A 25,628-nucleotide genomic window follows, 5' to 3' on the forward strand; every position below is an offset into this window, starting at 1 on the left:
TTGTTTTGCGACTTGACAGAATAAACGTCAAGCTGTTTGTTTCGGCTAAATCGCACAAATCGCCGCAACAAAGCAAAAATAGATTTGTGAAAATAATTTCATAAAGATCGACGGGAGGCGATCCATTATGACGGATGGACCATTGGCGACGGGCATGTCGCAGCCCACATATACCGTACCGCAGGGCGAAACGGTTACCGCCTGGATCGTCTCGGATCTGGTGGAAACCTCATTTCCGGGAATTGCGGCACCGGCGGAAGACCGGGTCAATTATCGCTTCATCAACGGCTTTGTGGATGTTGGCGACCTGCCCTGCCGCAAGGCCTTTCAAGAGACGATGATCGGCCGTGACATCGCGCCCGACTCCAGCTTTACGGTTTCGCACCTCAACCTACCGGGTTCCAACCGACGCGTTGAATTCACCGGTTTCTGGCATGTTCCGACCCATGTGCAGCGCTGGCTGAAGGGCACGTTCCGCAGCGACACCACAAGACAGGCGCATTTCCGGCTGCGCACCTGCGGCGGCGTGCGCATCTGGGTGGGCGGCGTGGAACAGGTCCGCTTTGAGCCCTTTATCCGCAATGTCGAAAGCAGCCGCGATATCACGCTCGAACTTGCGGCCGGTGATAACGAAGTGCTGCTGCTTTGCGAAGATCTGGCGGAACGTGACATCATCTGGTTCTTCGAGCTTGAGGTTACGGACGCCACGCCGCTCACCGTCGTGCTGCCGGTGCCGCTCGACCGGGAAGAAACGAAACGTCTCGCCGCACTGGTGCGCGATGTTCGCCCCGCACGCGACGTTTTTTCCGGCGCGGCCCTCGAGCTGGTTTTCGGGGCAGCACCTGCCAGCGACCTTCCTGTCCACATTGCGGTGAAAAGCCACGGCCACGAGCGCGCCGCCCTTGCCGAGGTCGATACCGTGCTGAAAGCCGGGCAATCGACCCTGACGATCCCCGAGACGGCAGGCATTTCGGACGGATATCATGGCGTCAGGATCACCATGGGTTCAGGTGCCGGAACCGTGACGCGCGTCATCGACGCAGCCTTCATGGGCGATATGGCGCCACAACCGGCCGCCACCGATATTGCCGAGCGAAAGAAAGCGGCATTGTCCTTCAGCGCCCGCTTTGGTGCATGGCGCATCGGCCGCGCGCTGGCAATGGTCGCTACCGGCAGCGGTGACATGAAGACGATTTCCGGCATAGTCGACGCAACGCTGCGGTCCATCGACCGGCGTGAGGATTGTTCAGATTTCGTGCTGGTGCCGCTTCTCTGGCTGGTGCGCGCCTATGGTGACCAGCTTCCCCCTCAGATGCTTGAGCGGATCAACTCTTCTATTCTCTCCTATCGCTACTGGGTGGACGAACCCGGCAACGACGTCATGTGGTTCTGGAGCGAAAACCACGTTCTGTGCTTCCATACCAGCCAGCTGCTCGCGGGAGACTATCTGCCGGACGCCACCTTCAGCGCCTCCGGGCGCACCGGCAGGGAGCAGGCGGTGCTGGCCGCAGACCGGCTGCAGCGCTGGTTCGACAGCGTCGAGGCGCACGGTCTCGCCGAATGGAATTCGGCCGCCTATTACCCGGTGGATTTCATCGGCCTGCTCGCCATCGAACATTGGGCCGAACCGGAACTTGCCGCCCGCGCCCGCCACCAGCTCGATCTCATTTTCGAAATGATCGCTCTGCACACGCTTGGTGGCGTTCCCTCCGGTTCCCAGGGCAGAGCCTATGACAAGGAGCTGCGCGCCGGGCCGCTGACGGAACTTGCACCTTTTGCGCAAGTTGCCTTCGGTCAGGGCTGGCTCAACAACGGCGTCGCCTCGCTGCCGATGTTCTGTTGTGGAGATTACCTGCCGCCACCGCATCTTGCCGCCCTCTCGCAACTGACAGGCGGCCGCATGGTGGAGGCGCGTTATGCGCAGGGACTGGAGCCGGGCAAACTCGTGCTTTTCAAGAACGAAGCAGCCCAGCTTTCCACTGTGGTGGACCACAAGACAGGTCGCAAGGGCCACCAGCAGCACGTCATGGACATCAAGCTTGCCGGCCATCCGATGGCGCGGCTGTGGGTCAACCATCCCGGCGAAGATGATCCGTGGGGCACACAGCGCCCCTCTTATTGGGCCGGCAGCGGCATCCTGCCGCGCGTGGCGCAGCACCGGGATATCGCCATGATGATCTTCGATACGGATGATCACCGCAATGATTGGACCCATGCCTATCTCGGTCGCGACGGGCTGGACGAGGTGGTGACGAAGGGTAACTGGCTCATCACCCGCGCGGGCCGCGGCTTTGCAGCACTTTATGCGACCAATGGGCTTGAACCTGTAACAGCAGGCGCCACCGCCGACCGCGAGATCAGATCACCTGGCCGCCGCGCTGGCTGGATCGGCATTATCAGCTGCGGAGATACGAACGCATTCGCGCACTTTCGCGAAAAAATTCTCGCCACGCAGGTCATGTTCGACGCCGACAGGCGCCTGCTGTCTGTCACGCCGCCCGGTGGCCCCGAACTCTCCCTCAACTGGGACGGCAACTTCACCATCGGCGGGCAAGGCATGGCCTTCGACCACGAGCAGCCACAGCCACAGATCACCTTCGACAGTGCCAAAACCGCCGCAGGCAACGGCGTGGCACGGCCATTTTACTCCTAAGCGGAATGACCAGATGAACCAGCAAAGCATCGAGAAAGACACTCTCAGAACGACGATCGACAGCGTCGCCGCCGCCTTCAGCCGCCTCAAGGGCATACAGGAAGGCCTGGCAAGTGGCAGTTCCGACGGCAAGATCCAGTTCGATGAATGGGATTGGGAGGTGGGCGTTGGCCTTTACGGCTTCCTGCGCCGGGCGCTTGCCGCAAACGACCAGAAAGCTCTGGACGATCTCGTGACCTGGTACAGCTGGCAGATCGATCGTGGCCTGCCGCCACGCCAGATCAACAGTTCCGCGCCAATGCTGCCGCTCGTCATCCTCACCGAACATGTCGACCGGCCGGATTTCCGGGCGCTGGTAGAAGACTGGGCCGACTGGCTTGTGCACAAATTGCCGAAAACCGAAGATGGCGGCTTCCAGCACGTGGTCAAGGAGCGGCTTAACGAGGGTGAACTCTGGGACGACACGCTGTTCATGGCTTGTCTGTTCCTTGCCCGCGCCGGTGTGGTCTGCAAACGTCAGGACTGGATCGATGAGGCAGTTTACCAGTTCATGATCCATGCGCGTTACCTGTCAGACCCCGTGACCGGGCTGTGGTATCACGGCTGGACCTTTATCGGACGCCACAATTTTGCGCATGCCTTCTGGGCACGCGGCAATTCCTGGATCACCGTTGCAATCCCCGAACTCTTCGAACTGGTGCCGACGCTTGCCGAAAAGGACAAACGTTTCCTCGCCAATGTGCTTGCAAGCCAGGTGCGTTCGCTGCGCCAGTATCAGCGCGAGGATGGCATGTTCCACACGCTCCTCGACGATCCGACTTCGCCGGTCGAGACGTCGGCAACCGCTGGCATCGCCTATGGCATTCTGCGCGGCATCGAGGCAGGTATTCTCGGCGAAGAAAACCGCGCCCATGCCGAGCGGGCGCTGAAGGCGGTGCTGGGCAATATCGATGATGAAGGCGTCGTGCACGGTGTGTCGGACGGAACGCCCATGGGCCACGACCTCGATTTCTACCGCCGCATTCCCAATTTGCCGACACCCTATGGGCAGGCGCTGACGATGCTGCTCCTGATCGACGTCTTTCTGAAAAGGCCGCAGGCATCATGAGTGCTCACACCAATATCACCATTGCCGCTGAGGGACATGACGCCACTGCCGATATCCAGCAGGCAATCGATACAGCATCGGCTGCAGGCGGCGGCGTCGTGTCGCTCCTGGCCGGACGGCATGTCAGCGGCGGCCTCCATCTTAAAAGCGGCGTGGAACTTCACCTTGCACAAGACGCGGTGCTTGCGCCGATTTCCGACTACGACGCCTTTGCCCATACGTCCGTTTCTGTCATCGCCGAGGATTCCAACCGCGGCATGATCGTCGCAAAGGGCGCGAGCAACATCGCCGTCACCGGCCCCGGCCGTATCGAGGCTGGCGGTGAGAACTTCATCATCGGTGACGACGAAGCCATGGGAACCTATGTGCCCGCGAAAAAGAGGCCGCGTGTCATTGTCCTGGAATCCTGCCGCGACGTTCGCCTTGAAAACCTCGTCGTCAGCGGTTCGCCAATGTGGACCCTGCACATGGTCGATTGCGAAGATCTGAGTTTCTGCAACATCCGTGTCGAAAACGATCGGCGCCTGCCCAACACCGACGGCATCGTGCTGGATGCCTGCCGGCGCGCACTGATCGAGGATTGCTCCATCTCCACCGCTGATGACGGTATCTGCCTGAAGACCAGCGCCGGACCGGATGGCAAGGCCGTTGGCGCCTGCGCCGATATCACGGTTCGCCGCTGCACTGTCTCAAGCATGAGCTGCGCCTTGAAGCTCGGCACGGAATCCTTCGGCGATTTCACCGATGTGGCGTTCGAGGACTGCAAAGTCATCGCATCCAATCGCGGCATCGGCCTTTTCTCCCGCGATGGCGGCGCCATGCGCAACATCCGCTTTTCGCGGATCGAGGCGGAGTGCCACGAAACACCGGGCGGTTTCTGGGGATCGGGCGAAGCCGTGACTGTCACCGTGGTAGACCGCCGGCCGGAACGTCAGGCCGGCAAGGTTGAAAACCTTGTGGTGGAAGACCTGAGCGGCTCGATGGAAGGGGCGATAAACCTCGTCGCCACCTCGAGCGCCGGCATCCACAATGTCACGCTCGCGCGCATTTCACTGTCGCAGCAGCCCGGCAAACTCGGCACCGGCCTGCAATATGATCTTCGCCCGACCAATGCGGACATTGCACCAAGCCCGGAAGCTGCCGGCCGCGCCAATGCCTGGACACGCAGCGCCGACGGCAGGATCGTCGGACTTGAAGATTACCCCGGCGGCATGCCTGCGGTCTATCTGTCCGGCGTTCACGGATTTTCTGCGCGCGACGTTGCCATTGGAAGAACGATGCCCTTACCCGAGGGCTGGAATGCAAAAGAGATCGTCGCAGAGACGACCTTGCCCGAAGGGAGCAGGTAATGGGAAGTCTAAAGCTGGAAAACCTCAACAAGGCATTCGGTGCCGTTCATGTCCTGCATGATATCGATCTTCAGATCGAGAACGGGGAATTCGTCGTTTTCGTCGGTCCTTCCGGCTGCGGAAAATCCACGCTGCTGCGCATCATCGCCGGCCTTGAGGATGTGACGTCAGGCACCATCGGCATTGGCGGACGCGATGTCAGCGCGCTCTCGCCGGCGGAGCGCAAGATCGCCATGGTCTTCCAGTCCTATGCGCTCTATCCACATATGAGTGTGCGCAAGAACCTCGCCTTCGGACTTGAAAACCTGCGTTTCAAGCGGGCGGAAATCGAAAGCCGCATCAACGAGGCGGCGCGCATGCTGGCTATCGAACCCTATCTCGACCGCAAGCCGAAACAGCTTTCCGGCGGCCAGCGCCAGCGCGTCGCCATCGGCCGCGCCATCGTGCGCGAGCCTGACATTTTCCTGTTTGACGAGCCGCTGTCGAACCTCGATGCGGCGCTGCGCGTGCAGACCCGCGCCGAAATCACAAGGCTGCATCGCGATATCAAGACGACGATGATCTATGTGACCCACGATCAGGTGGAAGCCATGACCATGGCCGACAAGATCGTGGTGCTGCGTGCAGGCCGCATCGAACAGGTAGGCAGCCCGCTCGAGCTTTTCGACAATCCGCGCAACCTCTTCGTCGCCGGCTTCCTCGGTTCACCGCGCATGAACATATTAAAGGGCACATTCGTCGCCGGCAGCGACGGCGGCTTCGCAATCGACACCGGATACGGCGTGTCCCTGCCCTGCCTCGTCGATCCCGCCGTGGCTACCCCCGGACAGGCAGTTCTGGCGGGCATCCGCCCCTCGCATTTTGTCATCACGCAGGAAAAGGGCCTGCCCTTCGAGGTGCAGTATCACGAGAGCCTCGGCACCGAGACCTATCTCTACGGCAATCTTCAGGGCCAGAAAGAGCAGATCATCGTGCACCAGGCTGGCCACTTCGCACCCGCTTCAGGCTCAATTCTGAACATCATGCCGGCGCGCGAAAGAGTGCATGTCTTCGACCCCGAAACCGAACTGGCGCTGCCGCGCCTTGACAGCCACGGGAGAGACTAGCATGGCCAATCCGACGCTTGCGAGACTGTCCGACCGCGTGCTCGACGCCGTGATGGCGATTGCCGAAGTGCCGCTCAACCTCATAGAGCGGCTGATCGGCAAACGGCGCATGCCCTATATTTTCCTGATGCCGAACCTCGTTCTCTTCGGCATCTTCACCTTCCTGCCGATTGCCATTGCCGTCGGTTACGCCTTTACCGGCGGCACCGAGCTGCTGATCACCGACCGCCCCTTTGTCGGTCTGGAGAATTTCGGCAAGCTGCTCGATTGCCAGAGCTATATGGACCCTGGAAGCTGCCGGGAATCGCTGTTCTGGACAGCGATCTGGAACACGCTCTGGTTTGTCGGCTTCAACGTTGTCGCCACGCTGTTCGTCGCGCTGGTCACGGCCCTCATTCTTAACAGGGCGATTGCCGCGCGCGGCTTCTTCCGCGCCATGTTCTTTTATCCCGTGCTGCTGTCACCTGTCGTCATCGGCCTCATCTGGAAATGGTTTCTTGACCGCAACGGACTGCTGAACGCCTTCTTCCAGATGCTCGGCGTGCCGCCGGAAATCTTCCTGCTGGATGTCGGCTGGTCGCGCTTCTTCGTCGTGGTCGTATCCGTCTGGTTCCACATGGGCTTTTACACGCTCATCCTGCTGGCAGGGCTGCAGGCCATTCCCAAAGACCTTTATGAGGCAGCCGCAATCGACGCCGCTTCGCCCCGGCGCACATTGCTGCGCATCACCCTGCCGCTGCTGGCTCCCAACCTTCTCGTCGTACTGATCCTTTTGATGATCCGCTCAGTGCAAATATTTGATGAGGCCTGGGTTTTGACCAATGGCGGCGGGCCGGGCACGGCCAACACGTTCGTGGTGCAATATATCTACCAGATGGCCTTTGGCAGCGATCTCAGGCTCTTCGGCCTCGCATCCGCCGCATCGGTTCTAATGGGCCTTGTTCTTCTCGCGCTGACGCTCGTGCAACTGCGCCTCGGCAAAAAGATGGAGTCCTGATCATGTCCGGCAATATGAACGCAGTCACTTTCCTGACGCGAACCCGCCGCCCCGGCAGGATCGGTCTCACCGATATTCTCTCCTGGGTGTGGCTCATCGGCGGCACGCTCGCGGTGTTGATACCCGTCGTCTGGGCCGCGATGTCCTCGCTGAAGCCGGAAGCCGAGATCACACGGTTTCCGCCGAGCCTTCTGCCGCGCGCCGCCGTGCAGGTGGAAGTTCCAGGTTATGACAGGCCGCTCAGCCTCTGGACCGTCACCATCGACGGCATGGAGCGGGAGATGGCCATGGTCCGGCGCGTTGGCATCAAGGCGCAGATGGTGGATCCGGCCAATCCCGGCCCGCCGGTCAGCGTCGACACACGCGAAATGTCGCCCGTCCAGAAACTGACGATCGCGACGCAGAATTTCACCGATCCCTTGACCCAGTTCAACTTCCTGACTTTCCTGAAAAACTCGGTCTTCGTCACCGTTGTCGCGACCGTTTTAACCTTGATCGTCAACGCCATGGCGGCGTTTGCTCTCTCGAAATACCGCTTCCGCGGCGAGAAGGCGATTTTCGTGCTGATCATCTCCACGCTGATGATCCCTCTTACCGTCGTCATGGTGCCAGCCTATCTTGTTATCGTCGGTGTCGGCCTCGTCGACAATCTCTGGGGTGTCATCATTCCCACCGTCGCGACGCCAACCGGCGTGTTCCTGCTCCGGCAATATATGCTGACGATCCCGGACGAACTGATCGAAGCCGCGCGCGTCGATGCGGCCAGCGAGTTCCGCATCTTCTGGCGCATCATCCTGCCGCTGACGGCACCTGCACTAGCGGTTCTCGCAATCTTCTCGGTGCTGTGGCGCTGGAACGACTTCCTCTGGCCGTTGATCGTCCTCAGCAGCCGCGAGAACTTCACACTGCAGGTGGGTCTGAACGCCTTCCAGGGCGAGTTCTCGGTGCAATGGCACTATATTCTTGCCATGACCTTCCTCAGCCTGGCGCCGGTCACCGTCGTGTTCCTGTTCCTGCAACGCTATATCACGACAGGCATTGCTGGGACGGGCATGAAGTAAAAGCTCGGTATCACTTGGGGGGCGGTGCGATGCTGCCCCTCAGCACAAGTCGACAGCCAAGTTCCAGCCGGTGAGCAGGCCGGGTCGGGTCGGCGGCGACAAGCCGCTGCTCCAGCAGGGAAAGTGCCGCACCACCCAGCCTGTCGGCGGGCAATTGAATGGTGCTGAGCGGCGGCGCACTGAAGGCCGCCGGCATGATATCGTCAAAACCCAATACCGAAACGTCATCGGGAACCCGGACACCGGCTTCCGTCAGTGCTTTCAGACAGCCGAGCGCCAGATTGTCGGCCGCGCAGAAAATCGCCGTTGCATTTCTGAGCGGGCGCTCCTCAGCCAGCAGGCGACGAATGGCGGTTTCGCCCCATTGGGGTTCATAACTCTCCACCTCAATGACCATATCCGCAGGCACCGGAAACCCCGCCGCAAGAAATGCGTCGCTATAGCCGTCGTAACGGCGGCGGATCGTCGTGCGCCCCTTCCAGGTAATGTGCAGAATATTGCGATGCCCAAGGGAAAGCAGGTGCTCGATGCCGAGGCGGGCGCCGAAACGGTTCTCGGCCGTTACCGTATCGACGATCATGGCCGGGTCCTCGCCATTGATCAGCACCACCGGTTTGCCGAGCGCCGAAAGCGCCTGAACCAGTTGCGACCGGTCATCGTTCAACACCACGATGCCATCCACATTGTCGGCATCCGCCGCCTGCGCCACCGCGACAGGGTCAAGCCGGCTTGTGGCGCTGACGAAGGGAACGATGCGAATACCGCGCCGTTCGCATTCGCGCCGGAAGCCGTTCAGCATCGTCCAGCTGACCATGTTGAGATCACTTTGCGGAGCCGCATCGTTGGTCATTGCCAGCAACACCACGCGCAGGGTCGCAATCGTCGCCTTCTGTCGGCGGTTTTCGAGATAACCGAGCGAACGGGCCGCTTCCAGCACCCGCTCGCGCACCAGCGTGGTCAAGGGGGCCGTGCCGTTAAGGGCGTGCGAAGCGGTGCTAAGCGAAACATTTGCCTGCTGCGCCACATCCTTAAGCGTCGTTTTCCTGTCTATTTTCATAAAAGGGAAATTCACTCGCTCTTTTAAGGATGGGGCGGGCAAGAAACCGGCACAAAGCAGTTGATTTCAAGAATACCCGAGCCCGATTGCTGCTCTGTTTTGTCACGCAAAGATTACAGCATCATCCGTAAAAGCGGAATTGATTTCTCTGTGTTTTCTACCAATCAGCCTGTATTCGAACGCAAGCACCGCCTGCAGCAAACCGCAGGCGGTGAGGCGGTCATAGCGCCTGGGAGATATGGTCGATACTGTCTCTGACGGCAGCAGCCGGGTCTTTCAACTCATGCACCTCAGCCGCGAAAGGCTCGAAGCTGTAAGGCCCCTTGTAGCCAGCTGCCTCCAGCGTCCTGATCTGGGCAAGATTCTCCAGCCGGTCGTCGCTATCCACCAGAACGCGGTGGGCGTCCAGCATGTCGGCGACGGAGACAGCGGGGTCTGTCACGCCTGATATGTGGACGAGGCCGGTGCGTTCGGGGAAAAACACCGTCTCTCCTGCCAGATGATGATGGAAAGTGTCGTGCACCAGCCTGTAGACATTGCCCCCGCCTGCCGCGTCAATCGCCTTGACGGCCTCAGCCTTGGTGCGCAGCGACGAGACGGGGAAACCGAGCGGTTCGACAAGGCCGGTCAGCCCACGTTCCTCGAGGATGGGCTTCATGGCCTTGAGCGCGGCCACGAGATCGTCGAAGGGTACCTGTCGGCCCTCGTTGAGCGGGCACATGACAAGCGCCTTCGCGCCACTTGCGGCGGCGTAATCAGCCATCACGACTGCCCTTTTTGGCAGATCGCCCGACCAGACGTTGAATGGGTATAGCGCGTTGATGGAGATGATCGTCACGCCGGCCTTTTCGGCCGCGGCCTTCACGGCAGCCGGGTCCACCGTGCCGACGATGTCAGGCAGGTCGTTGCGGATTTCAACTTCGCTAAGGCCAAGATTGCGCGCTGTCGCGAAGAAGTCCTCGAGGGAGAGTTTTGGTGCGGTGATGTGGTTGATGGCAAAACGCATGAGATATCCTCACTTATAAAGGGCAGGACGCGCGGGAAGGTCGATGGCGACCGCAGCGCCACCGGTTTCCTGCGCCGTGACGCAGGCATCGGATGTGATGGCGGCCACGTAACCGTCCCAGGAATTCGGTCCGGCCGCGGTCCCCTTCGCCGCCGCATGGATGAAATCCTGCAGCTCCACATCATAGCTCGCGATAAAGCGATCCTTCCAGTCTGTCAGGATATCGTTCTGTAGCTTGGCGCCAAGGCGGGTCTGGACGGACATCGGTTCCGGCAGGCTGGCGATGCCATCCTCTCCCACCACCTGGCACTGAATATCATAGCCATAATGGCAATTGACGAAAATTTCGACGTCGATGAGCGTGCCCCTGGTGGTCTCCAGAATGACGATCTGCGGATCCTTCAGCTGCGCATGGCTTCTGGCCGCCGAGCGGGGAAAGAGAACCCGCGCCGAAACATAGTCATCGTCGAGCAGCCAGCGCAGCACGTCGATCTCGTGGATCATCGTGTCGTGGATGGCCATAGCAGTCACATATTGCTCCGGAACCGCCGGATTGCGATGGGCGGCGTGCACCATGATCGGCGGGCCGATCTTGGTGTCGACGGCCTGTTTCAACGCCACATAACCGGCGTCATAACGGCGCATGAAGCCCACCTGAACCAGCCGCTTGCACTGCGCCACCTCGGCGTCAACGATGCGTTTTGCCCCTTCCGCCGTTGTCGCCAGCGGCTTTTCGCAAAAGCAGGGCTTGCCGGCGGCAATGGCGGCCAGCACATATTGCTCATGCGTGGCACCCCAAGATGTCACCAGAACGGCGTCCACATCCGGCGATGCAATCAGTTCCTCGCCGGTGGCGAAAATGACGGCGTCCGGAGCAATGTCGTTCTTCACCGCCTCGGCGGATGCAGGGTTGACGTCACTCAGCGCCACGACCTTTGCGCATCCGAGGACCTTGTTGATGCGGCGGGCATGGTCACGGCCAATCGCGCCGGTGCCGATGACACCAATTCTCACAGTCATGGGAAAAACCTCACTTGCGGTATTTTTCGATATAGTTGTTGATCTCGGCGCACATGAACCTGCCCGATTCATCGGCCCTGTCCTCCCAGGCAAAAACACAGGAGGTCATGATGCCGTCGAAGCCGATTTCGGAAAGCGTGCCGAAGAAGTCGTCCCACGGCACCTCGCCCTGGCCGATGTTCAAGTGCTGGTGCACGCGCGCTTGCGTGCCGGGCGGGTTGAGAATGTAGCGCAGCCCTGAACTGGCCTTGTGATTGAAGGTGTCACCGACATGCACGTGTGCGAGCACATCCTTCGCTTCGCGCAGCATCGCCTTGGTGTCGTCGCCGAAATAGAAGGTGTGCGGGGCGCAATAGAGAAACTTCACATTCTTCGAATTGACGGTGCGGATGATGTCGAGCGCCGGCTGAAGTGTCTCGCACCAGTCTTCCGGATGCGGCTCGACATGCAGATTGATGCCTTCGCGCTCGAAGATCGGCACAAGTTCTTCCATTGAACGCCACCAGGCATCCTCGCAGGCCTCGATCATCGAGCCAGTATGGCAGCAATAGCAGGAACCCTTGTCGGGATGCGGTCCACGGCCAAATTCGGAGTTCATCGTGTCGACCTCCAGTTCGACGGCGATCTCGATGGCGCGTTTCCAGTGCTTCACTGCCGCCTGCCGCTCGGTCTCGTCATTGGAGGCCCAGCGATACATCGGCAGCAGCGAGGCAATCTTGACGTTTTCGGCCGCCAGCGCCTTCTTGAACGAGCGTATCCTTTCGGGAAACACGCGCGGCGCCTTGAACCATTCGAGGAAATCGGCGCGCGGGCTGAGCTCGATCCAGTCGTAGCCGAGCTCCCTAACTTTGGCGGGAAGGGCTTCGAGGCTGAGATGGCGGTGCATGAACGGGTCGATGGCGATGCGCATTTACGCTTCCTTGTCGTCGGTATCTGTTGAGGTCGTTGCGGACAGGTTAGGCCGCGGTCCGGGAGAAGAGACCGCGGCCTTGGGCCTGCTTGTCCATGAGCGGCCCCTTGGTTTATTGCCGGCATTCCCAGTGAATGCTGGCCTCAGTTCTTCGCCTGATAATCCTTGAGGTTGGCGGGTGTAACGAGTTCGAAGGGCACGAAGACCTTCTTGTCGATCGTCTCGCCCTTGGCGAGTTTCAGCGCGGCATCCACCGCGCCCTTGCCCTGGCCGGCGGCATTCTGGAAAACACTGACATCCAGTTCGCCCGCCGCCATCGCGGCAAGTGCATCCTGGGTCGCGTCGATGCCCGCGATGATGACGCCGTCCATCGGCCGGCCGGTCGCCTTCAGCGACTGGATCGCGCCTATCGCCATCTCGTCATTGTTGGAAATCACCGCATCGAACTCAACGCCAGCCGAGAGCCAGTTGGTCATCAGGTCCGACCCCTGCGTGCGCGACCAGTTGGCTGATTGCTCCTCAACGAGCTTGATGAAGCTGCAATCCGGAGTGGCGACGACCTTCTTGATGTCCTCAGTCCGCATGCGCGCCGCCTGGTTGGAGAGCTCGCCCATCATCACCACGGCCTTGGCTTCCGTCTTGCCGGCAGCCTTCAGAAGCCGGCAGACTTCCTGCGTCTGCAACGTTCCCGACTGTTTTTCATCGGAAGCGACGAAGGCCTGCTTGTCCGGCAGATTGTCGAGATTGACCGGCTGGCGGTTGACGTAGACAAGCGGAATGCCGGCTGCGGCAGCCGCCTGCGAAAGCGCCACCGTCGCATCCGTATCGACGGGATTGACGATGATGGCGTCGACGCCGGCGGCGACAAAGTTCTGCACCTGGCTCAATTGTTTGCCGACATCGTTCTGGGCGTCCTCGATCTGCAGCGAGACACCGTTCATGCCCTTCGAATAGTCGATCATGCCGTTACGCAGCACGGTCAGGAAATTGTCGTCGAACAGGGCCATCGAAACGCCGATGGTCTGAGCCGAAGCCGTGGTCGCCAGCATGGTGGCCAGAGCCGCAATCGCAAAATGTCTTTTCATGTCATCCTCCTCCGAAACTCTTGAAAAGAAACCGGTCGCACAGCCGCAAGTGCATCGCGCCACAGCCGATCGCCGGCAAAAGGATACCCGTCGCCGAAGATGGAAATCTGCGGCGTTTGGCAACCTTGAAACATCGTTATTGTCGTGGATCAGCCTCCTGCCCGCTCCACATGCCGGCAACATGATCCTAGTCCGGGGCCGGCGTCAACGCGTCTTCGGCGGGCAAAACCATCATGGCTGATAGAAATAGACGCGGCATTTATGATAGAATCTATCAAACGATCAAAGGCTCTCAGGAACCCATAGATGAGCGGGCACAAATCTCTGTCCCGGCGTTTCCGCCATGCCGTGTTCGATGGTGTGAACCATCGTGGCAACAAGGTCCGTGCACAGTTCGCGAAGCGGTGTCTGGAACACGCCGGTAATACGCCGCTCAAGCAGCGCCTGACGGGATTCCGGCGTCAACTCGTTGACGAGGCAGACGATGGTTTCCTGGCGGTTCTCCTGCTGCAAGGCCTCGATCACACCTTCCATGCCGCCGCCGATGCAATAGATGCCGACGAGATCTTGGTGTTTGGCGATGGTGTCCATGACAAGCTCGTAGGTCAGCCGCCGCGTTTCCAACGTGATCAGCGCATCCATCACCTCGAATTCCGGCGCATATTCCCTGATATAGCTGCGAAAGCCGGTCTCCCGCAGTGAATGGCCGTGAAAACGGTGGCCACCGAGCAATAGCAGCACCTTGCCCTTGCTGCGCGCCAGCCGCGAGATCATCCACGCCGCCGTGCGCCCAACCTTCATGTTATTCGCGCCAAGATAGGCCTCCCGCACACCCTGCGCGAAATCGGAAAGCAGGGAAAAGGTGGGAATACCCTTCGCCTTCAGAGCCTCAACGGCCGCCGTAACGTCATGATGGTCAGGACCGGTGGCTGCAACGGCCTGCACCCGACCTTTCATGCCGGACAGAAGGGCCGCAAGCTCGCTCGGCTCGCCCGACTGCGCAAATTCGATGCGCAGGTTCAGATGGCGATCCCTCACGTTACGCGCCGCAAGCTCCAGCTCATCGGCAAATGCCTGGTAAAAGGAGTGCCGTTCTTTCCGCAGAATGATTCCGAGATTATAGGACGGCAGATCGGCCAGCATGCGCTGGCGGATAATGTTGGTGGCATGGAAACCGATCTTTTCCGCCGCCTCGAACACCCGCCGCGAGGTTTCCTCCCGCACCGGCAGGCGACCATTCAATACCCTGTCGACAGTCGCAACGCTGACGCCGGCGGCGTTTGCAACATCTGTGATTGTCGGACGCTTCATGAAGACACCCCTTACACGGAAAGAATCCTGTCATACCCCGCAAAACATGTCACAGATCATGATAGAATCCAACGCAAACCGAGATTTCGGCGAGGGGTGCCATAGCACGCGGCATAAATATTGATGGCTGGGGTGTCCGGTGCGAGGCCTGCTTTTCCACTTCCCTCATCTTTGTGCTTTTCACAGAGATCCAGCCAGCCCAAATCCTTGGGCTGAAAAGACTCCCTCCGCCGCGCAGGCGCGCGTCGGCTGGATTCCTGTGACAAGCACAGGAATGAGGGGAGTTGGAATGCACCAACGCGAGAAAATCATGCGTGGAGTTCCTGAGCACCTGCCGACATAGCTGAAGACACGGCGGCAGCGGCATCCGGACCGTTCAACAGAACCGAATGCCGCGGTCCCGTCAGACCCGCTCGAGCGCCACGGCAATGCCCTGCCCGACGCCGATGCACATGGTCGAAAGCGCATAACGCTTGCCGGTCAGAGAAAGCTCGAGTGCTGCGGTGCCGGCAATGCGCGCACCGGACATGCCAAGCGGATGCCCAAGCGCAATCGCGCCGCCATTTGCATTCAGCCGCGCATCGTCATCGGCAATGCCGAGCTGGCGAAGCGTTGCGAGACCCTGGCTGGCGAAGGCTTCGTTCAGCTCGATCACGTCAAGCTCTTCCTGTTTCAGGCCTAGACGCGCCAGAAGCTTGGCTGAGGCAGGCGCAGGGCCGATGCCCATGACGCGCGGCGGAACGCCGGCAGTTGCTCCGCCGAGAATGCGGGCAATCGGCGTCAGGCCGTATTTCTTTGCGGCTTCAGCCGAAGCGATGATGAGAGCCGCCGCACCGTCATTGACGCCGGATGCATTGCCCGCCGTCACTGTCGCACCGTCGCGCTTGTTGACCGGCTTCAGCTTTGCAAGGGCCTCAAGGCTCGTCGCGCGCGGATGTTCGTCTTTAGACACCACCAGCGGATCGCCCTTGCGCTGCGGGATCGTGACCGAGACGATTTCCTTGTCGAGGCGGCCATTGGCCTGCGCGTCGGCTGCCTTTTGCTGGCTGCGAACGGCAAAGGCGTCCTGATCTTCGCGGGAGACCTGATAATCGACGGCGACGTTATCACCGGTCTCCGGCATGGAATCGACGCCATATTGCGCCTTCATCAGCGGGTTGACGAAACGCCAGCCGATGGTCGTGTCGTAGATTTCGGCATTGCGTGAAAAGGCACTTTCGGCCTTGGGCAGCACGAAGGGCGCGCGGCTCATGCTTTCCACGCCGCCTGCGATCATCAATTCCGCCTCGCCGGATTTGACGGCACGGGCAGCGGCGATGACAGCGTCCATGCCCGAACCGCACAACCGGTTGATGGTGGTTCCGGTCACCGAAACCGGCAGGCCTGCCAGCAGCAGTGACATGCGGGCAACATTGCGGTTATCTTCACCCGCCTGGTTGGCGCAGCCAAAGATCACGTCCTCAACGGCTTCCCAATCCACGGACGGGTTACGCTCGACAAGCGCCCGCAAGGGCACAGCACCGAGATCGTCAGCCCGCACTGAAGACAATGCACCGCCGAAACGGCCGATCGGTGTGCGGATATAGTCGCAGATGAATGCATCGGTCATCGGTTGTTCCTCAAAGTTCCGGGGCGACAAGATCGGCGACTTCGCCATCGACATGGAGACGCGCGCCGGTCATGGCCTGCAATTCATCGAAGCTCATCGCCGCCAGCTTTTCGCGCAAAACGAAACGGCCATCCACGACGTCAATCACCGCATGGCTGGTGTAGATGCGGGTGATGCAGCCGACGCCAGTCAGCGGAAAGGCGCATTTTTCGACAAGCTTCGGCTCGCCGTTCTTCGTCACATGTTCGGTGATGACGAAAACCTGCTTGGCGCCATGCACCAGATCCATGGCGCCGCCAACGGCGGGCACGCCCTTGGAGCCAACGCGCCAATTGGCGAGATCACCATTCTGCGCCACCTGATAGGCGCCGAGGATCGCCACATCCAGATGCCCGCCGCGCACCATGGCGAAGCTGTCGGCATGGTGGAAGAAGGAGGCACCCGGCTTCAGCGTCACGGCCTTCTTGCCGGCATTGATGAGGTTCCAGTCCTCTTCACCTTCCGGCGGCGCTTCGCCGAAATTCAGGATGCCGTTTTCGGTGTGGAAGATAGCCTGACGGCCGGGCGGCTGGTAACGGGCGACCATTTCGGGAAAACCGATACCGAGATTGACGTAAGCTCCATCCTCGATGTCCTGCGCCGCGCGCCAGGCGATCTGGGCGTTGGAAAGCTTGATATCGTCGCGAGTGTTGATTGGCTGGGTCATGCGTAGGCTACTCCCGCACGAATGAGGATTTCTTCCTGTTGCGGATTGGCGATCTCCACGACGCCGTTGACGAAAATGCCGGGCGTGACGACATGCTCGGGGTCGATCTCGCCGGCAGCGACGATCTTGGAGACCTGGGCGATGGTGGTGGCTGCCGCCATGCACATCAGCGGGTTAAAATTGCGCCCCGCCTTGTTGTAGGTGAGATTGCCGTAGGTATCGCCAAGCTCAGCCTTAACGATGGCGAAATCCGCCTTCAGCCAGCGTTCCTGAACATACGACCGGCCGTCGAATTCGGCGATCGGCTTGCCATTGGCAAGCTCCGTGCCGAAGGCAGTCGGGGTGTAGAATGCCGGAATGCCGGCGCCACCGGCACGGATGCGCTCGGCAAGCGTGCCCTGCGGCACAAGTTCCAGCTCGATTTCGCCGGCCAGATATCTGTCGGTGAAAGCGCGCGGATCCGAAGAGCGCGGAAACGAGCAGATCATCTTCTTGACCATGCCCGCATCGATCATTGCGGCAATGCCGATACGGCCATTGCCGGCGTTGTTGTTGATGACCGTCAGGTTTTTCGGTCCCTTGTCGATCAGGGCGTGGATCAGCTCGATGGGCGCGCCGGAGCCGCCAAAACCGCCGATCATCACCGTCGCGCCGTCGCCGATACCGGAAATGGCATCAGCCGCGCTTTTGATTGTCTTGTCCATATCAATCCTCCATCCAGCCCAGCAATGGGAACTCGCAAGGCTGCTTGGCGCAGAGCTAAATCCGAATCCGCCTCGACGGCAACAATTTTGTGCGTTATATGATTTTTGTTCGTATATCGCACAAATGGAGCCGCGACATGGCCGTCAACGAAAGAGACATGATGGGCGGTCTCGCCAAGGGGCTGAAGGTGATCGAGGCGTTCAGCGCCGAGCGTCCACGCCTCTCCATTTCCGACGCGGCAGAAATCGCCGGGCTCGACCGCGCCACCACGCGGCGCTGTCTGCTGACACTGTCGGAAATGGGTTACGCCGCCTATGACGGCAAGTTCTTCACTGTGACGCCCAAGGTGCTGCGGCTTGGCACCGGCTGTCTTGCCACCATGCCGCTGCCGCGCATCGTCCAGCCCCTTCTCGACCGTCTTTCGGAAGAGATCGGCCACAGCACATCAGTCTCCATTCTGGACGATACCGAAATCGTCTACGTGGCGCGCGCCGCCCAGCAGCGGGTCATGTCCATCGCCCTCATGCCTGGCTCGCGCCTGCCCGCCTATTGCACCTCCATGGGCCGCGTTCTCCTCTCAGCCCTTACACCGGAACGGCAGCGCGAGGTCCTGGAACACTCGCGGCTGGTGGCACGGACGGAAAAGACGATGACCGGTATCGACGCCCTGCTTGACGAACTCGAGGCGACCCGCAATCGTGGTTATGCCCTGATCGATCAGGAGGTGGAGATCGGCCTTCGCTCCATTGCCGTGCCGGTGAAAACCGTGCGCGGGCAGACGGTCGCAGCACTCAATGTCGGGCTTGCCGCCTCGGTAGCGTCCATGGAGGATCTGGTGGAACGTTATTTGCCGCCACTGCTTTCCGTCCAGCGTGAGCTGGGAAGAATGCTTGCCTGAGGTGAGGCCGAAGCCGCGCCGTCATCTCCCATTTTCCGCCGTTCAGCCAATCGCCATGCCCGCGGTGTCATGCCTGTTTCCCGCTTGAAGAAGCGGTTGAAATAGGCCGGGTCGGCAAAACCGAGATCTTCCGCAATCATCTGCACGGTCGATACGGTGAAGATCAGTTCCTGCTGGGCGATCTCGATCTGGCGCCTGGCAACAAGCCGTTGCAGGCTGAGGCCGGAAACGGAACGGACGAGACGGTTGAGATGGGTCTCGGAAAGGCCGAGCTTCTGCGCATAAAACGCCGCCTTGCGCGGCTCGCGAATATGTCGGGCGATCAGTGACAGCAGGAGTTCGAAGCGCTGTTCCGCAGGGCCTTCCCCGGTTCTTTCCAGTAGAGGCCGCGCCGCTCGTGCAAGAAGTGCAGCCACGGTGGCAAGCTGACCTTCGATCATCGCCTCCCGGCCTATCTCGTGGCTTTCATACTCCGCGGAGATATGTTCGAAATCCCTGCGCAATCGCTCGCCCTCGGAGAAATCCTGTAACGGCAACAACACGGGCTGCTGGAAATTCCGCAGCAGCAGCGCCTGCACGGATGCGGCAAGCGCGCCCGGCAGCACGGTGACGATCACCCCGCCAATATCACGCGAAAAACGAAAGCCGTGCTCGAAACCCGGCGGTACGACAATGGCGACCGGTGGGCGGATAGCCTCGGTGAGGCCATCCAGCAATGCATCGCCCTCGCCGCCCCAAATGTACAAGATTTGCAGGAACGCGGCATGCCGGTGCAGGCCGATTTCAAAGCGATGCAGGCTGCTTCTGGAAAAAAGCGTCTCGCAATGAAAGCGGAAAGCGGTTCCTTGCGCAGTCTCCTCGCCATATAGGCCTTCATTCGCCGCAACCCGCATGTCACCCCAGCTCCCCGCATCATGGTCGAATTGTGCAATTTACGGATCAGAAAGTCCATTGAGCTTGTCGCGCGCTTTGGTCAATTTCCTGACAGGAGACAATTCCGGGAGGAAAATAATGCGCACCAAGGTCGTCATCATCGGCTCCGGCCCTTCGGGTCTGCTGCTTGGTCAGCTGCTTGCCAATGAAGGCATCGATACCGTCATTCTCGACCGGGCCGGCAAGGACTACATCCTCGGTCGGGTCCGCGCCGGGGTGCTGGAAGAAGGCACAGTGCACCTTCTGGAAAAGGTTGGCGCCGACAAACGCCTGCACAAGGAAGGTCTGCCACATGACGGTTTCTCGCTGGCCTTTGACGGGCGCGATCACCGTATCGACCTCTTCGATCTTACCGGCGGCAAACGTGTAATGGTCTACGGTCAGACGGAGGTGACGCACGACCTGATGGATGCCCGCGAAAAAGCGGGGCTCACCACAATCTATGAAGCCTCGAATGTGGAGCCGCATGATTTCGATGGTACCAGCCCCTATGTCACCTATGAGAAAGACGGCGTAAGCCACCGGATCGATTGTGATTTTATTGCCGGATGCGATGGGTTTCACGGCGTCAGCCGCAAATCCGTGCCTGAGCGGTCGATCAAGGAATTCGAAAAAATATATCCCTTCGGCTGGCTCGGTATTCTGGCCGAAGTGCCACCCGTCAGCCACGAACTCATCTATGCCAACCATCCCAGTGGTTTTGCGCTCTGTTCGATGCGCTCGCACACGCGCAGCCGCTATTACCTGCAATGTTCGCTGGAAGACCGGACGGAGGACTGGAGCGATGAGCGCTTCTGGGATGAAATCCGCCGCCGCCTGCCGGAAAACCACGCCGATGCCCTGGTGACTGGGCCGTCATTTGAAAAATCCATTGCACCGCTTCGGTCCTTCGTGTGCGAACCGATGCGCTTCGGGCGATTGTTTCTGGCGGGCGACGCCGCCCACATCGTGCCGCCAACCGGCGCCAAGGGCCTCAACCTTGCTGCCAGCGACGTGCATTATCTCAGCGAGGCGCTGATCGAATTTTACCGTGAAGGGTCGGAAGCGGGCATCGATTCCTATTCGCAGAAAGCGCTATCCCGCGTCTGGAAGGCCGTGCGCTTTTCCTGGTGGATGACGACAATGATGCACCGCTTTCCCGATACCGGCGAATTTGGCCAGCGCATCCAGGAAGCGGAGCTGGATTACCTCGTGCATTCCCGCGCGGCCTCCACGGCGCTTGCGGAAAACTATGTCGGGCTTCCCTATTAGGAAACAGTTTCGGGCTTCGGGTCGAGCAGTTCGCGCGCAGCTTCGCGAATGGCCTGTATCAGCAGCGACAGCGGCAGTGAGGGCTGCGTATCGGCCCGCACCGTCAATCCGACCGGACCGCTGGTATCGCCGGTATCGACCGGCAGGATCGCCAGAGTTCCATCCGCCACATCGCCTGCGACCACGCCTTCCGAAATGATCCAGACGGCATCACTGGTGCGCAGGAACGCGCGGCCAAACGCATCCGATACCGTTTCGATGCGGATCGGCAAGGCCGGCACCCCATTGGCGATCAGGAACTGCTCGACGATAGGACCGATTACCGACTGGCGGGTGGGGATCAATACCGGGAACTCGTGCAGGTGATCGAAAACCGAAATGCTCGGCGACAGCAGCGGATGGCCGGCGCGCACGACGAACCGCACCTTTTCGGAATAGAGATGCTCGAAGGAAAAGCCCGCCATCTTTTCCGGCGCAGCCAGGCGCCCGACGACGAGATCCAGATCGCCGACGCGCAACTGCTCCAGAAGAACGGCATTGTCACCGGTGACGATCTTGACCGGGCTGCCGGTTTTTTCCGAAAGAAACCCAGCCATGGCTTTCGGCATGATCCTCACCGAAACGGTCGGCAAGGCACCGACGCGAACCGGCGGGCCGGCACGCGCCGCCTCCTGCGAGACGGAATCGACCGCATGGCGAAGTGCCGTCATCGTTGCCCCGGCATGGCGCAGGAACACCTCGCCATAGCGGCTGATGCGGATGCCGCGCCCCTCGCGGTCGAACAGCGAGACGCCGAGAATCTCCTCGAGTTCGCGGATGGTTTTCGTTACCGCCGGCTGGCTGACATGCAGGATTTCCGCCGCACGAATGACGCTTTTCTGGCGCGCCACCTCCACGAAGGTCTGAAGATGCCGGAACTTTATACGCTGCTCGACCATCGAACATATAATCCATTGGTTATATTTTTCACCGATAATGTCATTTTACTTAACCGGAACGTGCTTGCAATATCGTCAACAGGAGGACGTACATCATGCATTTTCTGCGCTGTGGCGAAAACGCGATCCATTATCGTGCGCACAAACTGGAAAGCGGCAAGCCGGTCATCGCCTTTATCAATTCACTTGGTACCGATTTCCGTATCTGGGATGCGGTGATTGCGGAACTTGGTGACAACTACGCTTTCGTCCTGCACGACAAACGTGGCCATGGGCTGTCCGATATCGGCCGCCCTGCCTATTCGATAGACGATCACGCGGACGACCTGATTGCCATCCTCGATCATCTTTCCGTCAACAATGCGGTCATCTGGGGTCTGTCGGTCGGTGGACTGGTTGCACAGGGACTTTATGCCCGACGTCCCGATCTCGTGCGTGCCCTTGTGCTCAGCAATACCGCCCACAGGATCGGCACCGCCGAGATGTGGAACGCGCGCATCGACAAGATCGCCGCTGACGGCCTTGCCTCGCTGATCGATCCGGTGATGGAGCGCTGGTTCACACCAGCCTTTCGCCAGCCGGACAACGTGGTTTATGCGGGCGCGCGCAACATGCTTTCCCAACAGCCGGAGGCCGGTTACAGCGGCACCTGCGCCGCCATACGCGATGCCGATTTCACGCACGAAGCGGGTCGCATCGCTGTTCCGACGCTCTGCGTGGCGGGCGATGAAGACGGGTCGACACCGCCAGCACTGGTGCAATCACTGGCGGACCTCATTCCCGCAAGCCGTCTCGCCACCATTGCACGCTGCGGCCACATTCCTTGCCTTGAACAACCGCTCGCCTATGCGCAGGCGGTCGGTGATTTTCTGAAGACCTTGCCGGAGCACTGACAGATGGCGGACAATATCGACAAGAACGAGAGATTTGAGCAGGGCATGAAAACGCGCCGCGCCGTGCTCGGTGACGCGCATGTCGACCGCGCGCAGACGGTGACGACGGGGTTCGACCAGCCGTTTCAGCAGCTCATCACCGAAGCGGCCTGGGGCACGGTGTGGTCCGGTAACCACTGGACGAAGCGCGAGCGCTCGATGGTCACCATCGCCTTGCTTGCCGCACTCGGCCAGGACGAGGAGCTTGCCATGCATGTGCGCGCCACCGCCAATACCGGTGCCACCGAAGCGGATATTCGCGAAGCGCTGCTGCATGTCGCAATCTATGCCGGCGTGCCTGCCGCCAACCACGCTTTCAAGACCGCCAAGCTTGCTCTGGCCGGCATGAAAGCCGATAGTTCCCGCGACGAGGAGGAGACGAAATGAGTAATGCAAAGCCCGAAACCGGGCCGTTCTTCGCACGCGACCGCGACATTCATCCGCTGGCCTATGCTCCCTGGTACAAGACCTCTATCCTGCGTTCTCCGCAGCGCGCCCTGATTTCGCTGGAAGGCACCAAAAGCGAGATCACCGGGCCGGTTTTCGGCCACAGCCTGCTGAACGAGCTGGATAACGACCTGATCCTCAATTATGCCCGCCCTGGCGAAATGCCGATTGGCCCGCGCATTCTGGTCCACGGCCGGGTGCTGGACGAGCGCGGCCGCGGCGTGGACGGTGCGCTCGTGGAATTCTGGCAGGCCAATGCCGGCGGGCGGTATCGCCACAAGAAGGAAACCTATCTCGCCGCCATCGATCCGAATTTTGGCGGCGTCGGCCGCACGATCACGGATGAGAACGGTTATTACTGGTTCAAGACCATCCAGCCGGGCGCTTACCCCTGGCCGAACGGCGTCAACGACTGGCGGCCTGCCCATATCCACTTCTCGGTCTTCGGCCACGGTTTTGCCCAGCGGCTGATAACTCAGATGTATTTCGAAGGCGATCCGCTGATCTGGAAATGTCCGATCGTCAAAACCATCCCGGACGAGGATGCGATCAAGCGGCTGATCGCGCCGCTGGATATGAATTCAAACATTCCCATGGACATGCTGGCATACAAGTTCGACATCGTGCTTCGCGGCCGTCGCTCCACGTTTTTCGAAAATCGCAAGGAAGGCAACTGATCATGGTCCAGCCGCTCGGTTATCTCAAGGAATCAGCGTCGCAGACGGCAGGTCCATATGTCCATATCGGCTGCACCCCCAATTTCGTTGGCATCGAGGGCGTGTTCGAAAAGGACCTGGGCTCCGGCGCGCTCTATAACGACAAGGCTCGCGGCGAACGCATAAGCGTGCGTGGCACGGTCTACGACGGCGCTGGCATGCCGCTTAAGGACGCCCTGATCGAAATCTGGCAGGCGGATACGGACGGTTATTACAACAGCCCCAGCGAAACACGCGGCAAGGCGGATCCGAATTTCACCGGCTGGGGCCGCTCGCCCGGCGACATGGATACCGGCGAATTCATCTTCGACACCATCAAGCCCGGCAAGGTGCCCTTCCGCGACGGCCGGTGGATGGCGCCGCACATCACTTTCTGGATCGTGGCGCGCGGTATCAATATCGGCCTGCAAACCCGCATGTATTTTCCCGAGGAGCAGGAGGCCAATGCCGCCGATCCGGTCCTTGCCCGCGTCGAGCAGAAAAGCCGCATCGCCACCCTTGTCGCCAAAAAGGAGGAAGGAAACATCTATCGTTTCGATATCCGCCTTCAGGGCGAGGGCGAAACCGTGTTTTTCGATATCTGAGCGGAGCTGTAACCTGAGATGAGCCTTTCCCCCTTCGAACATCCGTTTCTCTCCGGCCTTTTTGGCGACAGCGAAATCGTTGAGCTGTTTTCGGCCAGAGCGGATATCGATGCCATGATCCGTTTCGAGACGGCGCTGGCGCAGGCGCAAGCCGGGGCGGGCGTCATTGAAGCGGATGCGGCGGATGCGATCGTCTCCCGCCTTTCCGATTTTGCCGCCGATACCACCTCGCTTCGCCATGGCGTCGCCAAGGACGGCGTTGTGGTGCCGGAACTTGTCCGGCAGATGCGGGCGGCGGTTGCCGATACTGCGGCGGAAAAGCTGCATTTCGGCGCCACCAGCCAGGATGTCATCGATACCAGCCTGATGCTCCGGCTGAAGGCGGCAGCGGAAATCATCGCGGCACGGCTCGGCCGCCTCATCGATACGCTGGGTGATATTGCGGCCCGCGATGGCAGCAACCCGCTGACGGGATATACCCGCATGCAGGCCGCCATCGCCATCACGGTCGGCGACAGGGTGGCAAGCTGGATCGATCCGCTGGAACGGCATCTGGTTCGGATCGACACGTTTTTGCAGCACGGTTTTGCCGTCCAGTTCGGCGGCGCGGCCGGCACGCTGGAAAAGCTCGGCGACAATGCCGGCGCTGTCCGCGCCGATCTCGCAAAGTGGCTCGGCCTTTCTGACAGGCCGCAGTGGCACAGCCAGCGCGACGGTATCGCCGAGCTTGCCAATCTGCTGTCGCTCGTCACCGGCACGCTTGGCAAGTTCGGGCAGGATATCGCGCTTCTGGCCGAAGTCGGCGCCGAAATTCGCATGAGCGGCGGGGGTGGTTCCTCGGCGATGCCGCACAAGCAGAACCCGGTCAATGCGGAAACGCTGGTGACGCTGGCACGCTTCAACGCCGTGCAGATTTCGGCGTTGCACCAGTCTCTCGTTCACGAACAGGAACGTTCGGGCGCGGGCTGGATGCTCGAATGGCTGTCGCTGCCGCAAATGGTGACGGCAACGGGGTCCTCACTCCTGATCGCCGAGCGCCTCGCGGGGCAGATCGACCGGCTGGGAGCAAGCGAAGAATAAAGAGGGAATGACAGATTTTCGCGAAGACTGAGCGGCCTTCGGGCGCTTTTGCCAGCGAGATGGGAATGGCGCGGGCGGGCGATGAAAACGCTTGCGACCAATCACATTAGTCGTTGATAAAAAACGACTTTCTTGAACAAGATGAATGAAGAAAAAGTGATCTTTA

24 protein-coding genes are annotated in these 25,628 nt (G+C 60.3%); 13 read left to right on the plus strand and 11 right to left on the minus strand.

Annotated features, from left to right (window positions below):
- Positions 1-127: 127 nt before the first annotated feature.
- The 6 genes from T18_RS13680 to T18_RS13705 are packed head-to-tail and all read left to right on the plus strand — an operon-like array spanning position 128 to position 8,274.
- Positions 128-2,653, plus strand: a complete 2,526-nt coding sequence (locus T18_RS13680; protein ID WP_038495130.1) for a hypothetical protein — start codon at positions 128-130, stop codon at positions 2,651-2,653.
- A 13-nt stretch (positions 2,654-2,666) separates the two neighbouring features.
- The gene (locus tag T18_RS13685) at positions 2,667-3,761 is read left to right on the plus strand and encodes a glycoside hydrolase family 88 protein (RefSeq protein ID WP_038495127.1); all 1,095 of its coding nucleotides are present in this window, start codon (positions 2,667-2,669) and stop codon (positions 3,759-3,761) included.
- Positions 3,758-5,110, plus strand: a complete 1,353-nt coding sequence (locus T18_RS13690) for a glycoside hydrolase family 28 protein (RefSeq protein ID WP_038495125.1) — start codon at positions 3,758-3,760, stop codon at positions 5,108-5,110. The genes T18_RS13685 and T18_RS13690 overlap by 4 nt, the downstream gene beginning before the upstream one ends.
- Positions 5,110-6,216 carry an ABC transporter ATP-binding protein gene (locus tag T18_RS13695; RefSeq protein ID WP_038495122.1) on the plus strand — a complete coding sequence of 369 codons (1,107 nt, stop codon included), beginning with the start codon at positions 5,110-5,112 and terminating at the stop codon, positions 6,214-6,216. Before T18_RS13690 ends, T18_RS13695 begins: the two co-directional genes overlap by 1 nt.
- A gap of 1 nt (position 6,217) precedes the next feature.
- Positions 6,218-7,213, plus strand: coding sequence for a carbohydrate ABC transporter permease (locus T18_RS13700; RefSeq protein ID WP_004431062.1), 996 nt, complete (start codon positions 6,218-6,220; stop codon positions 7,211-7,213).
- Positions 7,214-7,227: 14 nt separating this feature from the next.
- Positions 7,228-8,274 (plus strand): carbohydrate ABC transporter permease, encoded by a 1,047-nt coding sequence (locus T18_RS13705; RefSeq protein WP_004431060.1) that lies wholly within the window; start codon positions 7,228-7,230, stop codon positions 8,272-8,274.
- Positions 8,275-8,284: 10 nt separating this feature from the next.
- On the opposite strand, the gene T18_RS13710 is transcribed toward T18_RS13705, so the two are convergent.
- The 9 genes from T18_RS13710 to T18_RS13755 all read right to left on the minus strand — a co-directional run bounded on the left by T18_RS13710 (position 8,285) and on the right by T18_RS13755 (position 17,682).
- Positions 8,285-9,331, minus strand: coding sequence for a LacI family DNA-binding transcriptional regulator (locus T18_RS13710; RefSeq protein WP_013762382.1), 1,047 nt, complete (start codon positions 9,329-9,331; stop codon positions 8,285-8,287).
- A 220-nt stretch (positions 9,332-9,551) separates the two neighbouring features.
- Positions 9,552-10,337 (minus strand): TIM barrel protein, encoded by a 786-nt coding sequence (locus T18_RS13715; RefSeq protein WP_038495116.1) that lies wholly within the window; start codon positions 10,335-10,337, stop codon positions 9,552-9,554.
- A gap of 9 nt (positions 10,338-10,346) precedes the next feature.
- Positions 10,347-11,357: a Gfo/Idh/MocA family protein gene (locus T18_RS13720; RefSeq protein WP_038495113.1), complete on the minus strand. Its 1,011-nt coding sequence runs from the start codon at positions 11,355-11,357 to the stop codon at positions 10,347-10,349.
- A gap of 10 nt (positions 11,358-11,367) precedes the next feature.
- Entirely contained in the window at positions 11,368-12,267 is a 900-nt protein-coding gene (locus tag T18_RS13725; RefSeq protein ID WP_004431052.1) for a sugar phosphate isomerase/epimerase family protein, read from the minus strand.
- A gap of 143 nt (positions 12,268-12,410) precedes the next feature.
- Positions 12,411-13,352 carry a sugar ABC transporter substrate-binding protein gene (locus T18_RS13730; protein WP_038495110.1) on the minus strand — a complete coding sequence of 314 codons (942 nt, stop codon included), beginning with the start codon at positions 13,350-13,352 and terminating at the stop codon, positions 12,411-12,413.
- 282 nt (positions 13,353-13,634) lie between these two features.
- Positions 13,635-14,663: a LacI family DNA-binding transcriptional regulator gene (locus tag T18_RS13735; RefSeq protein ID WP_038495107.1), complete on the minus strand. Its 1,029-nt coding sequence runs from the start codon at positions 14,661-14,663 to the stop codon at positions 13,635-13,637.
- Positions 14,664-15,066: 403 nt separating this feature from the next.
- Positions 15,067-16,272: a 3-oxoadipyl-CoA thiolase gene (gene pcaF, locus T18_RS13745; protein ID WP_038495104.1), complete on the minus strand. Its 1,206-nt coding sequence runs from the start codon at positions 16,270-16,272 to the stop codon at positions 15,067-15,069.
- Positions 16,273-16,282: 10 nt separating this feature from the next.
- A complete protein-coding gene (locus tag T18_RS13750; RefSeq protein ID WP_038495101.1) occupies positions 16,283-16,978 on the minus strand; it encodes a CoA transferase subunit B in 696 nt (231 codons plus the stop codon).
- Positions 16,975-17,682 carry a 3-oxoacid CoA-transferase subunit A gene (locus tag T18_RS13755; RefSeq protein WP_038495098.1) on the minus strand — a complete coding sequence of 236 codons (708 nt, stop codon included), beginning with the start codon at positions 17,680-17,682 and terminating at the stop codon, positions 16,975-16,977. Before T18_RS13755 ends, T18_RS13750 begins: the two co-directional genes overlap by 4 nt.
- A gap of 137 nt (positions 17,683-17,819) precedes the next feature.
- Between T18_RS13755 and T18_RS13760 the strand changes: the two genes are divergently transcribed.
- Positions 17,820-18,581 (plus strand): IclR family transcriptional regulator, encoded by a 762-nt coding sequence (locus tag T18_RS13760; RefSeq protein ID WP_038495899.1) that lies wholly within the window; start codon positions 17,820-17,822, stop codon positions 18,579-18,581.
- Here T18_RS13760 and T18_RS13765 read toward each other — a convergent pair.
- Positions 18,527-19,474 (minus strand): helix-turn-helix domain-containing protein, encoded by a 948-nt coding sequence (locus tag T18_RS13765; protein WP_038495095.1) that lies wholly within the window; start codon positions 19,472-19,474, stop codon positions 18,527-18,529. The genes T18_RS13760 and T18_RS13765 overlap by 55 nt on opposite strands.
- Positions 19,475-19,592: 118 nt before the next feature.
- On the opposite strand from T18_RS13765, the gene pobA reads away from it, so the two are divergent.
- On the plus strand, positions 19,593-20,765 hold the full coding sequence (pobA, locus tag T18_RS13770; RefSeq protein ID WP_038495092.1) for a 4-hydroxybenzoate 3-monooxygenase: 1,173 nt from the start codon (positions 19,593-19,595) through the stop codon (positions 20,763-20,765).
- Here pobA and pcaQ read toward each other — a convergent pair.
- Positions 20,762-21,703, minus strand: coding sequence for a pca operon transcription factor PcaQ (gene pcaQ, locus T18_RS13775; protein WP_038495088.1), 942 nt, complete (start codon positions 21,701-21,703; stop codon positions 20,762-20,764). The genes pobA and pcaQ overlap by 4 nt on opposite strands.
- Before the next feature lie 95 nt (positions 21,704-21,798).
- On the opposite strand from pcaQ, the gene pcaD reads away from it, so the two are divergent.
- Genes pcaD through T18_RS13800 form a run of 5 tightly spaced genes read left to right on the plus strand, consistent with a single transcriptional unit; the run spans position 21,799 to position 25,462 of the window.
- The gene (pcaD, locus tag T18_RS13780) at positions 21,799-22,596 is read left to right on the plus strand and encodes a 3-oxoadipate enol-lactonase (RefSeq protein ID WP_038495085.1); all 798 of its coding nucleotides are present in this window, start codon (positions 21,799-21,801) and stop codon (positions 22,594-22,596) included.
- Positions 22,597-22,599: 3 nt separating this feature from the next.
- Positions 22,600-23,022: a 4-carboxymuconolactone decarboxylase gene (gene pcaC / locus T18_RS13785; RefSeq protein WP_004431033.1), complete on the plus strand. Its 423-nt coding sequence runs from the start codon at positions 22,600-22,602 to the stop codon at positions 23,020-23,022.
- On the plus strand, positions 23,019-23,759 hold the full coding sequence (gene pcaH, locus T18_RS13790; RefSeq protein ID WP_038495081.1) for a protocatechuate 3,4-dioxygenase subunit beta: 741 nt from the start codon (positions 23,019-23,021) through the stop codon (positions 23,757-23,759). The genes pcaC and pcaH overlap by 4 nt, the downstream gene beginning before the upstream one ends.
- 2 nt (positions 23,760-23,761) lie before the next feature.
- A complete protein-coding gene (gene pcaG, locus T18_RS13795; protein ID WP_025595017.1) occupies positions 23,762-24,382 on the plus strand; it encodes a protocatechuate 3,4-dioxygenase subunit alpha in 621 nt (206 codons plus the stop codon).
- Between the two features lie 18 nt (positions 24,383-24,400).
- Entirely contained in the window at positions 24,401-25,462 is a 1,062-nt protein-coding gene (locus T18_RS13800) for a 3-carboxy-cis,cis-muconate cycloisomerase (protein WP_038495078.1), read from the plus strand.
- Positions 25,463-25,628 lie beyond the last annotated feature (166 nt).

The organism is Rhizobium sp. TBD182 (genome assembly GCF_001950375.1).
In the GTDB taxonomy this organism is placed as follows: domain Bacteria; phylum Pseudomonadota; class Alphaproteobacteria; order Rhizobiales; family Rhizobiaceae; genus Agrobacterium; species Agrobacterium tumefaciens.

What these genes read in the sequence shown, in the direction of transcription:
- T18_RS13680 (WP_038495130.1), top strand. Translation starts at nt 128, where the DNA reads ATGACGGATGGACCATTGGCGACGGGCATGTCGCAGCCCACATATACC.
- T18_RS13685 (WP_038495127.1), top strand. Translation starts at nt 2,667, where the DNA reads ATGAACCAGCAAAGCATCGAGAAAGACACTCTCAGAACGACGATCGAC.
- T18_RS13690 (WP_038495125.1), top strand. Translation starts at nt 3,758, where the DNA reads ATGAGTGCTCACACCAATATCACCATTGCCGCTGAGGGACATGACGCC.
- T18_RS13695 (WP_038495122.1), top strand. Translation starts at nt 5,110, where the DNA reads ATGGGAAGTCTAAAGCTGGAAAACCTCAACAAGGCATTCGGTGCCGTT.
- T18_RS13700 (WP_004431062.1), top strand. Translation starts at nt 6,218, where the DNA reads ATGGCCAATCCGACGCTTGCGAGACTGTCCGACCGCGTGCTCGACGCC.
- T18_RS13705 (WP_004431060.1), top strand. Translation starts at nt 7,228, where the DNA reads ATGAACGCAGTCACTTTCCTGACGCGAACCCGCCGCCCCGGCAGGATC.
- T18_RS13710 (WP_013762382.1), bottom strand. Translation starts at nt 9,331, where the DNA reads ATGAAAATAGACAGGAAAACGACGCTTAAGGATGTGGCGCAGCAGGCA.
- T18_RS13715 (WP_038495116.1), bottom strand. Translation starts at nt 10,337, where the DNA reads ATGCGTTTTGCCATCAACCACATCACCGCACCAAAACTCTCCCTCGAG.
- T18_RS13720 (WP_038495113.1), bottom strand. Translation starts at nt 11,357, where the DNA reads ATGACTGTGAGAATTGGTGTCATCGGCACCGGCGCGATTGGCCGTGAC.
- T18_RS13725 (WP_004431052.1), bottom strand. Translation starts at nt 12,267, where the DNA reads ATGCGCATCGCCATCGACCCGTTCATGCACCGCCATCTCAGCCTCGAA.
- T18_RS13730 (WP_038495110.1), bottom strand. Translation starts at nt 13,352, where the DNA reads ATGAAAAGACATTTTGCGATTGCGGCTCTGGCCACCATGCTGGCGACC.
- T18_RS13735 (WP_038495107.1), bottom strand. Translation starts at nt 14,663, where the DNA reads ATGAAGCGTCCGACAATCACAGATGTTGCAAACGCCGCCGGCGTCAGC.
- pcaF (WP_038495104.1), bottom strand. Translation starts at nt 16,272, where the DNA reads ATGACCGATGCATTCATCTGCGACTATATCCGCACACCGATCGGCCGT.
- T18_RS13750 (WP_038495101.1), bottom strand. Translation starts at nt 16,978, where the DNA reads ATGACCCAGCCAATCAACACTCGCGACGATATCAAGCTTTCCAACGCC.
- T18_RS13755 (WP_038495098.1), bottom strand. Translation starts at nt 17,682, where the DNA reads ATGGACAAGACAATCAAAAGCGCGGCTGATGCCATTTCCGGTATCGGC.
- T18_RS13760 (WP_038495899.1), top strand. Translation starts at nt 17,820, where the DNA reads ATGGCCGTCAACGAAAGAGACATGATGGGCGGTCTCGCCAAGGGGCTG.
- T18_RS13765 (WP_038495095.1), bottom strand. Translation starts at nt 19,474, where the DNA reads ATGCGGGTTGCGGCGAATGAAGGCCTATATGGCGAGGAGACTGCGCAA.
- pobA (WP_038495092.1), top strand. Translation starts at nt 19,593, where the DNA reads ATGCGCACCAAGGTCGTCATCATCGGCTCCGGCCCTTCGGGTCTGCTG.
- pcaQ (WP_038495088.1), bottom strand. Translation starts at nt 21,703, where the DNA reads ATGGTCGAGCAGCGTATAAAGTTCCGGCATCTTCAGACCTTCGTGGAG.
- pcaD (WP_038495085.1), top strand. Translation starts at nt 21,799, where the DNA reads ATGCATTTTCTGCGCTGTGGCGAAAACGCGATCCATTATCGTGCGCAC.
- pcaC (WP_004431033.1), top strand. Translation starts at nt 22,600, where the DNA reads ATGGCGGACAATATCGACAAGAACGAGAGATTTGAGCAGGGCATGAAA.
- pcaH (WP_038495081.1), top strand. Translation starts at nt 23,019, where the DNA reads ATGAGTAATGCAAAGCCCGAAACCGGGCCGTTCTTCGCACGCGACCGC.
- pcaG (WP_025595017.1), top strand. Translation starts at nt 23,762, where the DNA reads ATGGTCCAGCCGCTCGGTTATCTCAAGGAATCAGCGTCGCAGACGGCA.
- T18_RS13800 (WP_038495078.1), top strand. Translation starts at nt 24,401, where the DNA reads ATGAGCCTTTCCCCCTTCGAACATCCGTTTCTCTCCGGCCTTTTTGGC.